This is a genomic window from Alcanivorax sp., from assembly GCF_002733835.1.
Lineage (GTDB): Bacteria > Pseudomonadota > Gammaproteobacteria > Pseudomonadales > Alcanivoracaceae > Alcanivorax.
On the sequence record NZ_NVWY01000002.1, the window covers coordinates 199,012 to 212,877 of the forward strand.

The 13,866-nt window shown below is 58.1% G+C and carries 13 protein-coding genes; 4 read left to right on the top strand and 9 right to left on the bottom strand.

Translation table 11 applies throughout. From position 1 onward, the window contains the following. The first annotated feature begins 104 nt into the window (after nt 1-104). From COA55_RS02195 to COA55_RS02210, 4 genes are all read left to right on the top strand, one after another. Nucleotides 105-770 carry a hypothetical protein gene (locus COA55_RS02195; protein ID WP_231884025.1) on the top strand — a complete coding sequence of 222 codons (666 nt, stop codon included), beginning with the start codon at nt 105-107 and terminating at the stop codon, nt 768-770. Nucleotides 771-883: 113 nt separating this feature from the next. Beyond that, the gene (gene mnmC / locus COA55_RS02200; RefSeq protein WP_290500416.1) at nt 884-2,062 is read left to right on the top strand and encodes an FAD-dependent 5-carboxymethylaminomethyl-2-thiouridine(34) oxidoreductase MnmC; all 1,179 of its coding nucleotides are present in this window, start codon (nt 884-886) and stop codon (nt 2,060-2,062) included. Then, a complete protein-coding gene (locus COA55_RS02205) occupies nt 2,059-2,451 on the top strand; it encodes an MAPEG family protein (RefSeq protein WP_290500418.1) in 393 nt (130 codons plus the stop codon). Before mnmC ends, COA55_RS02205 begins: the two co-directional genes overlap by 4 nt. Nucleotides 2,452-2,583: 132 nt before the next feature. Continuing rightward, complete coding sequence (locus COA55_RS02210) at nt 2,584-2,823, top strand: YheU family protein (protein WP_063520846.1); 240 nt, start codon at nt 2,584-2,586, stop codon at nt 2,821-2,823. 71 nt (nt 2,824-2,894) lie between these two features. Here the strand turns inward: COA55_RS02210 and COA55_RS02215 are convergent, their stop codons facing one another. The 9 genes from COA55_RS02215 to COA55_RS02255 all read right to left on the bottom strand — a co-directional run. Further along, nucleotides 2,895-3,767: an OmpW family outer membrane protein gene (locus tag COA55_RS02215; protein WP_231880690.1), complete on the bottom strand. Its 873-nt coding sequence runs from the start codon at nt 3,765-3,767 to the stop codon at nt 2,895-2,897. 14 nt (nt 3,768-3,781) lie between these two features. Beyond that, a complete protein-coding gene (locus COA55_RS02220; protein ID WP_290500421.1) occupies nt 3,782-7,132 on the bottom strand; it encodes an Ig-like domain-containing protein in 3,351 nt (1,116 codons plus the stop codon). A gap of 325 nt (nt 7,133-7,457) precedes the next feature. Further along, a complete protein-coding gene (locus COA55_RS02225; RefSeq protein ID WP_290500423.1) occupies nt 7,458-8,345 on the bottom strand; it encodes a PepSY-associated TM helix domain-containing protein in 888 nt (295 codons plus the stop codon). Beyond that, nucleotides 8,246-9,097 (bottom strand): PepSY-associated TM helix domain-containing protein, encoded by an 852-nt coding sequence (locus tag COA55_RS02230; RefSeq protein WP_290500424.1) that lies wholly within the window; start codon nt 9,095-9,097, stop codon nt 8,246-8,248. Before COA55_RS02230 ends, COA55_RS02225 begins: the two co-directional genes overlap by 100 nt. A gap of 1 nt (nt 9,098) precedes the next feature. Beyond that, nucleotides 9,099-9,404, bottom strand: coding sequence for a hypothetical protein (locus COA55_RS02235; RefSeq protein ID WP_063521088.1), 306 nt, complete (start codon nt 9,402-9,404; stop codon nt 9,099-9,101). Next, nucleotides 9,404-9,664: a hypothetical protein gene (locus tag COA55_RS02240; protein ID WP_156497107.1), complete on the bottom strand. Its 261-nt coding sequence runs from the start codon at nt 9,662-9,664 to the stop codon at nt 9,404-9,406. Before COA55_RS02240 ends, COA55_RS02235 begins: the two co-directional genes overlap by 1 nt. A gap of 54 nt (nt 9,665-9,718) precedes the next feature. After that, nucleotides 9,719-12,232, bottom strand: coding sequence for a TonB-dependent siderophore receptor (locus tag COA55_RS02245; protein WP_290500425.1), 2,514 nt, complete (start codon nt 12,230-12,232; stop codon nt 9,719-9,721). 96 nt (nt 12,233-12,328) lie between these two features. Next, nucleotides 12,329-13,261 carry a 2-dehydropantoate 2-reductase gene (locus COA55_RS02250; RefSeq protein WP_290500426.1) on the bottom strand — a complete coding sequence of 311 codons (933 nt, stop codon included), beginning with the start codon at nt 13,259-13,261 and terminating at the stop codon, nt 12,329-12,331. Then, nucleotides 13,258-13,866 (bottom strand): MFS transporter (locus COA55_RS02255; protein ID WP_290500427.1); only part of this gene is annotated, 609 nt, incomplete at its 5' end. The genes COA55_RS02255 and COA55_RS02250, both read right to left, overlap by 4 nt.

The following is a 13,866-nucleotide window of genomic DNA, read 5'->3' on the forward strand; positions in this document are numbered from 1 at the left end:
AACGGTTATGCTCGTAGTTTGCCACACTTATGCTTTGCCACATCTCTGCACACAACGGCATATCCCTTCTAACAAGATATTTACCTTGCCCTATGCTGCGATCCATGAATGTAAAAGTTTGCTATCTCTTGCCAGTCTTCACACTGGTGAGCCTACTCTCTGGCTGCGCCGACAAGCCTGTGGAGGAAACCCCGGATTCACCGCTTCACGTGCAAAAACTGGACAAGGCCACCCTTAAAGCCACCGGTTCGGAGAACCAGGCCCGCGCACTGCCAGACCGTAAAGCACAACTGGATCTCTACCAGGCGCCCAAGACCCTGGCGGGCCTGCAATTCGACGGCGAAATCAGTTCCGAGCACGCGCGCACCCTGCGTTACCGGGATGCGGATGGCAAGGAACAGCTTTCCCTTACCCTGTCCGGCTTGCCTGCGGGCTGGGACACCATGCAACCCCGGCGCGCCGTGGCGGGCTACTACAGTGAACTGCGCCAGCGCCGGGTCGACAAGGCACTCAGCAACAGCGCCAACGCGCTCAGCATCATCAGTGAGCGACTGGTGGACCTGGAAGGCAACCCCAGTGCCCAGGCCCAAATGCGCTGGGTAGAACCCAACCGCCCAATTCAAAACCAGGCGTTACTGGTCACCTTGATCAACGACAACTTCATCCGCATCAGCAACGCCAGCTACCGGCAGAAAACCGTCTGGTTACTGCAACAGACAAAACGTGTACTGGCTGAGTTCAAGGCGGCCCAGAACGTGCCAGCTCCGTAATCGCAGCGTGTTACCCTAGGGCCTCACAGCGACGCCGCCTACCACACGGATTCCATGACCGCTCCCCTATTCACTGCGCTGATCCCGGTCCGACTAGAGGGACCACATTTGCTATGACCAAGACCGGCACCCTCCTCACCCAGCACCCAACCGACCAGCCCAGCACATCCCGGCACGCCATCGTCATCGGCGCCGGCCTGGCCGGCGCCACTACAGCCCGCGCCCTGGCCGAGCAACACTGGACCGTGACCGTCCTGGATCCGCAGGGCATTGCCGCCGGCGCGTCCGGGAATCTGGCCGGTGTCGTCTATAGCACCGCCAGCCCACACCTGACACCACAGAATCGTTTCTACCAGACGAGCTACCGCCATGCCTTGCGCTGGCTCCACCATTACGGCTTTCCCTCCAGTGACCAGGACGGCCAGCTCAATGGCGTCATTCAGCACTTTGTAAACGACAAACAACGGGACAAATTCACTGCCGCCATGGACAGCGGTGCCTGGCCTGCCGACCTGCTTCGCCCGGCGCTGGCCGGCAATGGAGTGGAACTGGTGGGCGGCGGTTACCTGCGCCCGGATCGCTGGTGCCGGCACCTTCTCAACCATCCAGCGATTACATTGCTTGATGACTCCGTGACGTCACTACAGGAAGGCTCCCCCGCCAGCGTCACGCTGGACAAAGGCACCCGGCTGCATGCCAACGCCGTGATAGTCTGCGCCGCCGGCGCCAGCCAGCAGCTACCAGGGCTGGGCTGGCTACCGCTCAAGCACATTCGGGGTCAGGTCAGTTATTGCCAGGCCACCGAGGCGTCCCGGCAATGGCAGCAGGCGCAATGCCATGGCGGCTACCTGACACCCGCACTGGATGATCTGCACTGCGTGGGTGCCACCTTCAATCTACACGACAGCCAACCCGCCCCCACCGATGCAGACGACGCTGACAACCTGGCACAACTGAAACACTACCTGCCCGGACACTGGCAGGCGTTAGGCGGGGAAGCCATTATCATCCAGGACCGGCGCGTGGCCTTTCGTTGCCAGAGCCTTGACTTTGTTCCTCTGTGCGGCCCGTTGCCCGTGGCCACCGACAACCCACATCGCACGGCCACCGGCCTCTACCTGAACCTGGCCCACGGCAGCCGTGGCATTACCGGCACGCCGCTGTGCGCCGACTTGCTGGCCAGCAAAATTACCGGGCAGCCGCTGCCCGTGGACGCACAATTGGTTGACGCCCTGGACCCTTCGCGGTTTATTGTTCGCAAACGAAAAAGACAACCTGAGTGGAAACCATGACCCTAGTAAGCTTGCCAGTCACCGCCCTGTACGCCGCCCTGTGCGGTTTTCTAGTCATCGCCCTGGCCGCCAACGTGGTCCGTTACCGGCTGGGGAAAAAAGTCTCCCTGGGCGATGGTGGCCATAAAGACGTGAACCGTGCCATCCGCGCCCACGGCAACACGGTGGAATACATTCCGCTGGCGCTGATCCTGATGGCATTGCTGGAAATCAATGGCGGCGGCAATAGCGCCCTGCACGTGTACGGCATCCTGCTGCTGGCCGGGCGCTTGTCCTACGCTTATGGCATGCTGGTGCCCCGCAGCAGCGCCAACCTGCCCCGCCAGCTCGGCGTCCTGTCGTCCTGGATTGTCATCATCGGCGCGGGCATCCAGTTGCTGTTGTCATAAGACGCAAGCACGACGCCCCAAGCCTGATGCCTGACGCTAAAGAAAAAGACAAAAGCGGAAAACTGAAATTCAGGGGCTGCACACGTTATCGAATTCGGCCCTTACCCTATTCACTTTTATAGAACTGGATTTATGCCCATCATTGTTCCCTGGAAAGACTTGCCTGCGGATACCCTTCACAACCTGATTGAAGAATTCGTCACCCGGGACGGCACCGACTACGGCGACACGGAAATTTCCACCGCCACCAAAGTAGAACAAGTGCGTGAACAGTTGAAAAAGGAACAGGTCTTTGTGGTCTTCGATGAGACCACCGAGAGTGTTTCCGTGCTGAGCAAGGAGCAACTCGCGGAAATAGAAAACAGCCTGTGATACCTGCCTCGTTTTTTTGACGAATGGTTGGGTTACGCCGCGTTGCGGAGCAACCCAACTGGCAACGGGTTTCAGAAGGTGAATCCCACTCCCAGACTGAACGCATAGACATTCATGTCAGCGTTGAACTCCGCGTCCCCCACCTCCGCATACTGGTACTGCGGCAAACCTGGCGCCCGGATGAAGGTTCTTTCCACCGTGGCCGAAACATCTTTCACGCTGATGTATTTAAAATCCGCCGCCAGCCACCAGTAGTCCGTCATCCGCCAGTCCACCCCCACCTGGCCAACCCAGCCAAACTTGTTCTCGATTTCCAATTCCGGCTCGCCCACTTCAGTAAGAATGGGGTTAGTCACGTGGCTGTCATAGGTGAATAAATACACCACTCCCAACCCGGCATAAGGGCGGAAATTTCGCTCGTTACGAAAACGCTTAACCAATGTCACCATGGGAGGCGCCACCTTGGTTTCCGCCACTTTTTCTCCCAGCGCTGGCACACCGGTAGGGATGCCATTCGCTTCCGTCACCAGAGGCACATCGGCAATGCGCCCCTTGGCCTTGAGTTCAAGAGTCGGCGGCATGGCGGCCATGGTCTCCAGCGACCAACCACCGCCCCAGACGCCCCAACGCAGCTTATAACCAATGGTGGCCGCCGGGATGGTGAGCGGATCACTGAACGCATCCCCTTCCTGTTCCCCCGGTTCCACCGCCACTTCCGCGATTTCCGACAAGTTACTCAGGGTAATGGAGTTGGTCTTCACATCCGGGCTCATGTAGATCGCCCCGAGACGAAAGTAGAGCCGGTCCTCGCCGAACAGTTTCTGAGTGAACTTCACCCCGGGATAGTCCGGCCCGTAAAGATCCTGAGCAGCAGAGGCATTAGAGGCATTAGCGCCAAGCAGCCCCAATACAACAGCAAGATAAAAACGTTTTTTATGGCTCATTGTTGTTCTCATTGTTACTGGTCTCCCGCATTTTCCTGACCCACCGAGGTAAAGCGTGCGTGGGCCGGGTTGTTGACCACACGGATACGGAAGTCATCCTTGCCAATACCCAGCTCAAGAGAGCCAACCCCCTCTTCCGGCAGCACCCCGCCAATAATCAGATCAAGCAGGTCGCCCAACACCGGGATAAGGGCACCCAGGTCGATACTCAGATTCAGTGAGGCCGCAATGGCCGAGGCATTGCTGGATTCCAGCGTTATCTGACCATTGCGCAGGAACTTCACCGGCCCATTCAGGTAGGCGGACACCGGCAGGCTTCTCACGTTGGCGTCAGCCACATTGGGAATGGCTGCGCCACCAGGAATCAGTGCTGAAAAAAGACGAACATCCGGAGCATCAAGCCAGGCATCCAGGCGGGTAATGAAAACCGGGTCTTCCATTTCCTCACCGGTGTCGGGATCGATGGCATTGATAACAAAACCGCGCAACGGCTGCGGCGGCATGTCGTCATAGGGCCGGAAACGCAGCACCAGCGCACCGGTTTCCAGCGGCAAGGGAATAAGATCACCCAGCACCGGGATCGCCAGATTGGCGTTGGCGGTCAGTGACGTTCCCATCACATGCTGGGCATTGATTTCCACCGGAATGGCCGTATCACCCACCGTCTGGATGCAATACACATCACCATCCGCATCCTCCTGGGTGGCACACCAACGGCCATTGCCTTCATCCACCAGACCGATGTAACTCAAGTCCAGCGGCGCCTTGGGCAAAAAGGCCATGGGCAAGGCCGCATGGGTAAATATCTGGTCGCCCTGATCCAGATTGGCACCACCAATCAGGCCACCGGTATTTTTGACGAACCCCCGGCCATGATTTTTTTCCGCCTCCGGTTCATCGGCATCCTGACCCCCGTTACCGTTTACGTCCGTGTACTTGCGTGTCAGCACGGTGGCATAAGCCGCCCCGACGTCAGCCGTCGCGGTAAAATCAATCAGAATTGGCGGGCCACCTTCACAGGGCATATTGGACAGAGAGCCACAGGTGCCCATGCCATTGAGCGGATCCGTATTGATACCCAGATTGTCGAACCGGTCATGGCTACGGAATACGTCCTCCCCATTGTCACCACCGTTGATCACCAGCCGATATGCCTTCCCCGGCACCATGGTGTTGGGGGGCGGCACCGCACGCAGACGCAGGCTGTTACGACGGGCAGACAGCGGAATAGACTCCCAACCGCTATCCGTTGCTTCAGCCAGACACATGGCTCCGCCTTCACAGGACTCGCCATCCGCAGCAATGGTGCCAAAGGTCATGGACGCCAGCTCCATGGGCATATTGAAGCTCACTTCAATGGGGCGGCTGACGTCGTAAAAGAACGGGTAATACAGTGAATCTTCTGCCAGGCCGCCGGCACAGCGCCCAGCCATTTCCAGGGTGTTCCCCTGGGCATCCTGCTGCTCGACGCCACGGTCTTCCAGGGCACAACCGATACCCGGATACAGCCCCAGCACCACGGGCGGCAGCACCGGTGCATCCGCGTTGGCCGCGTAGCTGGCGGTATCAAAAACAATCTGACCGCTGCCGTCGGTGGCATCACCGGGCACAAATTCCAGGTGCGAGGGATCGAAGATATCCATGTCTTTCAGGTTATCGCCCAGATCCAGGTTATAGCGCTCCCCCGCCGCCAGTTCATTGAGCGGTGTAATGACCAGATTGGAACCGCTGCTGCGTACCTGGATCGGCACCGGCTCGCTGCTGTTTTGACGGAACAGCTGAACCCCCTCCATGCCGTCATCGCTCACCGGCTCGTTGAATACCACAATGATATTGTTGCTGGGTTCCACCTGGACCTGATTATGTTCGGGGAAGGAGCCAGTGGCCTGCAGCGGGTCGCGGTTGAGTTGATCAAACTCGAATTCCGAATCGGCACGCACCCCCAAGGCAAAGTCGGCGCTAACCTTGGCCGCGCCACTGAGAATATCCAGTTCCAGAGTGCGGAAGACCTCAAACGTCAACGCCCCATCTTTTACGTCCACCACACCGACCGCCTGGACGTGCATGAGATTCTGGTTCACCGATGCATTGCCTCGCGGTTCCACCGCATGCATGGCGAGATCGAAATTCATGTAGACATACATCGGCGCAAAATCGTCATCGGGCTGAAAGCCCTCAGGCCGATAGGGATTGGTGGTCAGATAGCCGGTCACGTCAGTGACAAAGGTGCCGATCAGGTCACCGGTGAACATGGGCGTGCGTACTTCACCGCCCAACAGGATCGGGTCAATACCGGTAATGCGCAGCTGCTGCCCGGCACGGGCCACCACCGGTACCGCTTCCACATGCTCATCCGGGCGCCCCATCCAGCCTTCCAGCACCAGAGGCATGGCATTCACCTGGGTGATCCCCAGCGCCTCGGTTTCCAGGTTGAACTGGTTGAGCGGCAACCCATGCAGGCGCGAGGTTTGCGGATACCCCGGATCTCCCAGTGCAGGCTGGGCCTTCATCAACTGCTTGATCGGCGGGTTGCGGTCCGCCACATCATCTTTGGACAGCCGGGGCGTCAGCGTATAGGTGACCGTTTCCAACAAGTCCTCATCAAAATCTTCCAGGCCATCCAGTGTCAGCGTGTAGGTATCCCCGCCGATCAAGTCTTCCTTCGGATCAAGGGTGATGTAATGGCGTTCACTGAGAATCCTCACATCCACCAGTTCACCGGTTTGCTGATGCTCCAACTTGACCGTATCGCCGTAGCGCACGGTGGTTTGCACCAGTGGTTCGGTAAGGGTGATGCGTACCGACGAAAAATCCATGAACGGAAAACGTGCCGCGCCTTCAGAGTCGGGCAGATAGGCCTCGGGGTTTTCCTGATTAATGACCAGCACCTCCGGCGCCTGGTCCGGCACCGGATCGTATTGGCGAGTGCGGAAGGTGATCAGCGGACCGTCCTGCTCCAAGTTCACCACCCCCGGGGCAATCTCCGGTGATACCCAAAGGCGGTATTGCTCACCGGCACGCAGGCTTTCCATGGAAAACGTCAAGGTACGGTCCCGGTTCGACACTTCGGCGCTATTGAGATCGACCAGATTGCCTTCGCTATCCGCCAGGCAAAGCGCGCCGACAAAGTCATCACCGTCAGGGTGACAATCTTCCTTGGCCGCGGCCTCATCAATGCCATTGGAAAACGTCAGCAGCAGCTTGCTACCCAAAGGCAGGTCCACCATGCCGCTGGCCGGATAGGCGTAAATGAGAGCATTGCCAGGATCCGGCGGCACGAACACATCCGGTTCTTCTTCACAGGCATGCAGCAACGGCAAAAGCAGCAGGCAGGCGATGGTGGGGAATTTTATTGTTCGCATCATGTCACCCTGTTCTTGTTTTCGGACTACATAGTCACGGATGAATGCGACACTGCGCCAGCCCCTGCACGTTAGCTTTTGTAATTTAAAAACCTATAAAAATCAGTATTTTATTTACCTTTTCGGCATAAAAGACATTTTTAGTACATTTATCTCAACCGCTAACTCCTTCTTTTACAGAGTGATATCTCACTTCGTAGACGATAACCGTTTTTGTGTTTATCAATTTATTGCCCAATAAAAGGGTGACAAAAAAAACCGCAACATGACGATTAGTATCATGTTGCGGCCTGATTGAAACCGATATTGCAACGGATTTGGCACCCCGTCAGGCGTGTTCTACCCTGGCGGCAACACTACCCGGCTCGCCCGCCGGTTTGCCGGCATACCAAACACTGTCGGTATTACCATGGAAAACGCGCTTTGCCGTACGCCGGGCCATTTCCAGCAGCAATACACCCGCAACCAGCGCCGTACCATCCACCGCCAGTGGCCCCGGTGCGGTTTGTATCCATGCCGGCATGGCCGGGAACAGGTACGCCAGTAGAGCGGTGGCCGGCACGGTCAACCAGGCGACCCCGGCAAAGGCAATCAGCTCCACCGCACTGCGCCCCGGACCACGGACAAACGCCCAGCCCACCGCCGCCAGAAAGACAAAGTAATACGCCCACAGGTACAGCGATGCCGGATCGACCCCACGGTACAACCACTTGCCGGCAGTCATGGCAATCGCGATACCGGCCACGGAGCCCCAGCACACCCCCACGGTAGCGCTGGCCATCAAACGCGTGCTGCGCTTTTGTTCCACTTGCCCACCATTACGACGCTGTTTGCGGCGCCGGGTTTCCACCCACAACAGGTTGCCGGTATAAAACAGAAACGCACCAGCAAGCCCCATGAAGACATACACCCAGCGCATGAAGGCACCACCGTAGCTGCCAAAGTGCAGCGCAAAAATACTGATGACGATGTCCGTCCAGGCATTCTCGTGACCGGGCAGGTACTCGGTGCCTTCCAGTTCCCCGGTGTAAGGGTCCATGGCAGCAAAACCACGGTCAGCCCCGCGCACCATATGATCCAGATTTTCGCCACCAATGCGCACTTCCGCATGTTCGCTCACCGGCCCCAAATACTGCATTTCCCGGGGAATAAAATCCGGAGCGGCTTGTTGCAGGTTAGCCAACAGCGTCTGTGGAGGCAGGAGATTGCCTGCCACGGTTTCCCCCCCCTATCGTGATGCTCATGCATTTCGAACAGCGGGCGCTCCTTGTAGGTGGTCAGTGACAGGGCATCGTAGAGAAAGTCATGGAACGCAAAGACAATGACGGTCAGTGCAATCATCAGATGGAACGGGAGACTGGTCAGGCCAATAACGTTATGGGCATCCAGCCAGAAACGCTTCAGATTCTTGCCCCTGCGCAGGGCCAGAAAGTCTTTCACCAACGTCGGCAGCAACACGACCAGACCAGACACCAGCGCCAGTGCATACACCACGCCGATGGCTCCCATCACATAGACCCCGAACAGATGATGCCCGTCTCCCGGAATCCCGGCTGTCTGGTGGAGCATGTCCACCAGGTTGGCCATGGGCGAGGTGCTGAACGGTGCGGTTACCAATTCGCCCTGTTCATCCAGGGTAGCCCCCCAGGGCGCCTGGGGGTCGAAACGGGAGCGTTCCGGGTTGGCATCCCACACCAGTGGCGCGCCAATATTCTCGCTGGGCTGCAGGTGCAGGGTAAAACCCTTTGCCGCTTCTGGATGGGCTGCCAGGGTTTTCTGCATCAACAGTAACCACTGATCCCCCGCCACCCACTGGGCTTGAGCACCAGGCGGTTTTGCCCAGCGATCCAGCGTCCCCTTGAACATGGTCATGGCACCGGCAAAGAAACAGATAAAAAGCGCCATGCCGGCAATCAGGCCCGTCCAAGTATGGAGGGTTTTGTAGGTCTTGATGATATCCGCACGCATGTCAGGCAGCCCCAAGAATCTGCGGTGTAATAAACAAGGCAACATGGGCTGCCGTTGTGGCGCTGCCCAGTACCAACCAGGCACGCAGCCCAGTGCGGAACAGGTAGACCAGGCTCCATACGGTCATCCAGTAGAGAGAGATCGCCCACATATTGAACTGCACCTTGTCCGGCGCCCCTATGCCCCCGGGGCCCCACCAGGCAAACAGACCACTAATGGCCACCGCCAGCGCGAAGCCCAACAGGGCACCGGCGAGCGTTTTGCTGATCCAGTCCGGTTGTATCGCCGGCGTTTTGGGCTTGGCCATTATTTCCCCTCCCCGGTTTTCAGCAGCGACAGCAACGGTAACGTGCCAAACACCAGCATCAACACCACCAGCACCGCAAAGAAACCGGCTTTGCTATCCATGAGAAACATCCACCCCGCGACGCTGGCGACGAGGACGACTAACGCCAACGGTCGGCAGCGCGACGACAATGGCTGCTTTAACCATTGCTGATTATTCAGCGTCAGATAAAAGAAAAGGCCCGCACCCAACGTGGCGAGACCGGTTAAAAGGTATGTCATAACCTGTCCATCCAATCAGGCCGGCCCGCGCTCAATGGCGGGCCGGCTGATGGTTTACCAGCGGTAGCTGACCCCCGCCGTTACATGGCGAGCGGTGCCGTAGGAACAGCCATATTGGCTACAGGAGCTGAGGAATTCCTCGTCCGCCAAATTACGTCCCGTCAGGGATAACATGACGCCATCGAGGCCGACGTAGCGCATGTCATAACGCACGGAGGCGTCATACAGGGTGTAGCTGTCCACTTTGTAGCTGTTGGCTGCATCGCCATACAGGCTGTCGGTGAACCGTGCACCGGCCCCCAGCCCCAGACCGCGCAGGAAACCTTGTTGCCACTTGTAGTCCAACCACAGGGCCGCGCTATTCCTGGGCACATATTCCTTGTCGTTGCCCTTCAAGGTTGCGTCCGTTTCCTTGGTAATTTCTGCATCCAGATAGGTGTAGCTCACCGTCACGCTGAGCCCATCTTCCTGCCAGGCCTTGCCTTCCAGCTCCACACCCCGGGTTTGGGTTTCTCCGGTTTGGCGTCGGCAGGAATTATCCGCATTACAGGCAGCGGAAACCGGCGGGTTGGGATCAGACACCACCAGGTTGGTCTGGGTAAGATCGAACACAGACAGGGTGATCAGGCTGTTGCTGCGCGGTGGCTGATACTTGACGCCCAATTCGAACTGCTCGCCTTCAGACGGTTCAAAGGGGCTTTCGCTGGTATCAAAACCGGTCAACGGCTCGAAGGAAGTGGCATAGCTGGCATAAGGCGCCGCACCGTTATCGAATAGATAAGTAGCACCGGCACGCCAGGTGAAGGCTTCATCGTCGGCCTTATCAAGGCTACCGCTGGCCTTGTTTCTTGACTTACTATCAAAGTAATCCTGTCGTGCACCAACGGTAAAACGCCACTGGTCGAGACGGATCAGGTCTTGAAGATAGACACCCAACTGCTTATCGCTAACATCATAATCACTCTGCACCCGCATATTGTTCTCGAAGCCGGCGGCACCACCATAAACAGGATCATAGACATCAATCGGCGTAATGGGGGCAGTCACGGCAAAACGAGTATGCGTCCAGTCAGTATTCAGATAATCGAGCCCCATAATCACGTCATGACGCAGCCCGCCGGTGTTAAACAGCACCTTGAACTGGTTATCCACCGCAATGCTGTCCAGATCGCCTTCACCGCGAACGGCGCGGCGATTGATGGTGCGATTATCCGGCAGCAGACCACCGGGGTTCGCAGGAGGGAACGTTGCAGAAACGACGGTATTAAAAAGCGAATCGACATGGTTGTACTTGGCATTCTGACGGAAAGACCAAGCATCATTGATGTAGTGAGTCAGATCGTAGCCTATCGCCCACTGCTCACGATCATAGGTATTCCAGTCCGGCTCCCCCAGGAACGTGCTGCGATCAATGTAGCCATATTGAGTCGGCTCCAACACACCCTTGACCGGAAGAAACTGGAACGTAGAGCCGCCCTCATCCTTCTGGTAGTAAGACAGGAAGGTAATCTCGGTATCATCGGTGAGAAATACCGTGGCACTGGGCGCCAGGTAGGTGCGGCTCAGTTCGGTTTCATCCACCTGGGAATCGCCGTCGTTGTAGCTCCCCACCAAACGGCCAATCACCTTGCCGCTTTTGCCCAGGTCCCCGCCCACATCGAAGGAGCCTTCGTACTGGTCAAAGCTGCCAGCTTCCAGCACCACTTCGTTGGTTTGATCATAGGTCGGCCGCTTGGCGACCATGTTGACCAGACCGCCTGGAGCCACCTGACCGTAAAGCACAGCAGCCGGCCCTTTCAACACTTCCACCCGCTCCAGGCCATAGGCATCGATCTGCGGCGTAGTCCACTGACCACCCCGGGGCATACGCAACCCATCCAGGTACAGATTATTGCTCCAGCTGGAGGCATCAAAACCCCGGATGCGAATATCGTCCACCCGGCTGTCGATACCTTGCCCTTCGGTTTGCACCCCGGCGGTATAACGCACGGCATCCATCACCGTTTCAGAGCCACGGTCATCCATTTCCTGACGTGTGACCACGGAAACGGATTGGGGAATTTCAACAATTCGTGCGTCAGTCTTGGTGCCGGTGGCACTATGCGTCGCCATGTATCCTTGACTCGCCGCCCCCCAAGCCGACTCCTCTACCTCGGTTTGGGCGGACACATTGATCGCTGCCAACGTGCTGGCATCCTGCCTTGATGCCGCAGAAGGCTCGCCCACCAGCACCGCACCGTCATCGGTATAACGGTAGGTGATACCAGTCCCTGCCAGCAGGGTATCCAGCGCCAACGACAGCGCCATGGTGCCATTGACCGCGTTGACCACGGTGTTTCCTACCAGTCCACTGGCCTGCTGAATCTGGATTCCGGTCTGCCGGGACATTTGTGCCAGGGAGCGTGACAGGGCCTGGGCCGGTAAGGCGACACGGACCCGCTGTTGTTGGTGCGCGCTACTCTGGGCGTTGTCGGCCAAAACGCTCTGCGGCAACACTGCCCCTGCTGACGCCAGCGAAGCCAACCCCAGCAGCACTCCCCCGTGGAGACGGCTAATTCGGAAATTCATCAATACACCCCAATACAAATGAAAATGATTCGCAATACTATATACATTGCGAACCCTGCTCAAGTGAGGTGCTTTATTGGCTTCAGTGGCGAGTCGTCATGCCTGGCGCATACGCAGCGCCACCAGCACAGTGCGCAAGTGCGGCACGGGCACATTCAGGCGGTCCGCGATGGCCACCACATTGCCAAGAATCGCATCCAGCTCGATGGGCCTGTCGTTCAGGTAATCCAGCGCCATGGAATTTTTATACGCGCCCATGGCACGGGTGCCCGACAGGTTCTTCTCGATAATGCCGTCCGGCATGGGGTAGCCATCGGCCTGGGCCACCGCAATCACCTCTTCCATCAAGGTGCGAATCAGCCCTTCGCCGCCCGGCGCATCAAGCATGGCCAAGGTATCGGCCCCGTTGGCCAGTACACTCAACGGATTGAACGGGGTATTCCAGACACATTTGCGCCACCGTTCGCCAACCACAGCATCCGTCTCGTTGATATCGATACCACCCTCGCGGAACAAGCCCGCCAACTGCGCGCAGTGGTGATCAAAGCCCGTGGGGAAATTGCCCATCACCAGCTGCCCATAGGCCTGATGGTTAACGGTACCCGGGCCAGTGCGACTCACCGCAATAAACGCCAGGCAGCTCACCAGAGGATTGCGCGGGAAGGCATCCGCCAGCTCACGCTCGATATCCAGACCGTTCTCAATCAACACCAGCCCGGTCTGCGCCCCCATCCAGGGACGCACCAGTTCAGCCCGGTCCACCCCCGGCAGCACCTTGACGCACAGCAACACATAATCCGGAAGGCGCCCCGGAGTATCGCCCGGTTGATAGACCTGATCCGGTGTCCACGACAGTTCACCCAGGGGGCTGGTAAAGCGAAAGCCGTCAGCTTTTACTGCGTCATAATCCGACCGCAGTACCACGCTCACGGTACAACCCGCCCGCTTCAGAATCGCGCCATAAAAACTGCCAATGGCGCCGGCGCCGATTACCAGAATGTCCGGCTTGTTATTCCCGGTCTTGCTCATGCTCTTTGCTCTCCCAAATGTCGCATCCCCTGCTGCATGCTGCGTAGCGGCAACAGCGCCACCACAAAAATGGCCAGCAACAGCAGAAATGCCATATCAAAACCCGCCTCAAAGGATTGCGCCGCCGACGCATCCGGCCGGGTCTGTGCAAAAGATTCACTGAAAAACTGAATACACAGGGCGCACAGATTCACGCCCAGCGCGCCACCAATCTGGCGACCAAAATTGAAGATGCCCGAGCCCTGGGGAATCAGGCCCGGCGGCAACAAACCCAATGCCCCGGTGGACGATGGCGGCATCATCAGCCCCAAACCCACCCGGCCCAGCAAGGTCCACCACACCAGCCACACCGCCGAGGTAGTCAGGCTGGCACCGGCCATCAGCAGCATATTGAGAACGAACAACAGCAGCCCCGCCAGCATGATACGGGTTTCGGAAAAACGATCGGTCAGGTGCCCGGCCACGGGAAAGGTGAAGGCCATGGCCAGGCCCGCCGGCATCAGCATCAGGCCGGCGCTGGCGGCGCTCTCACCCAGCACCTGCTGGAAATACAGCGGCGTCACATAGGTGGATGCGAACACCCCGGCACCGATCACCATGGACAT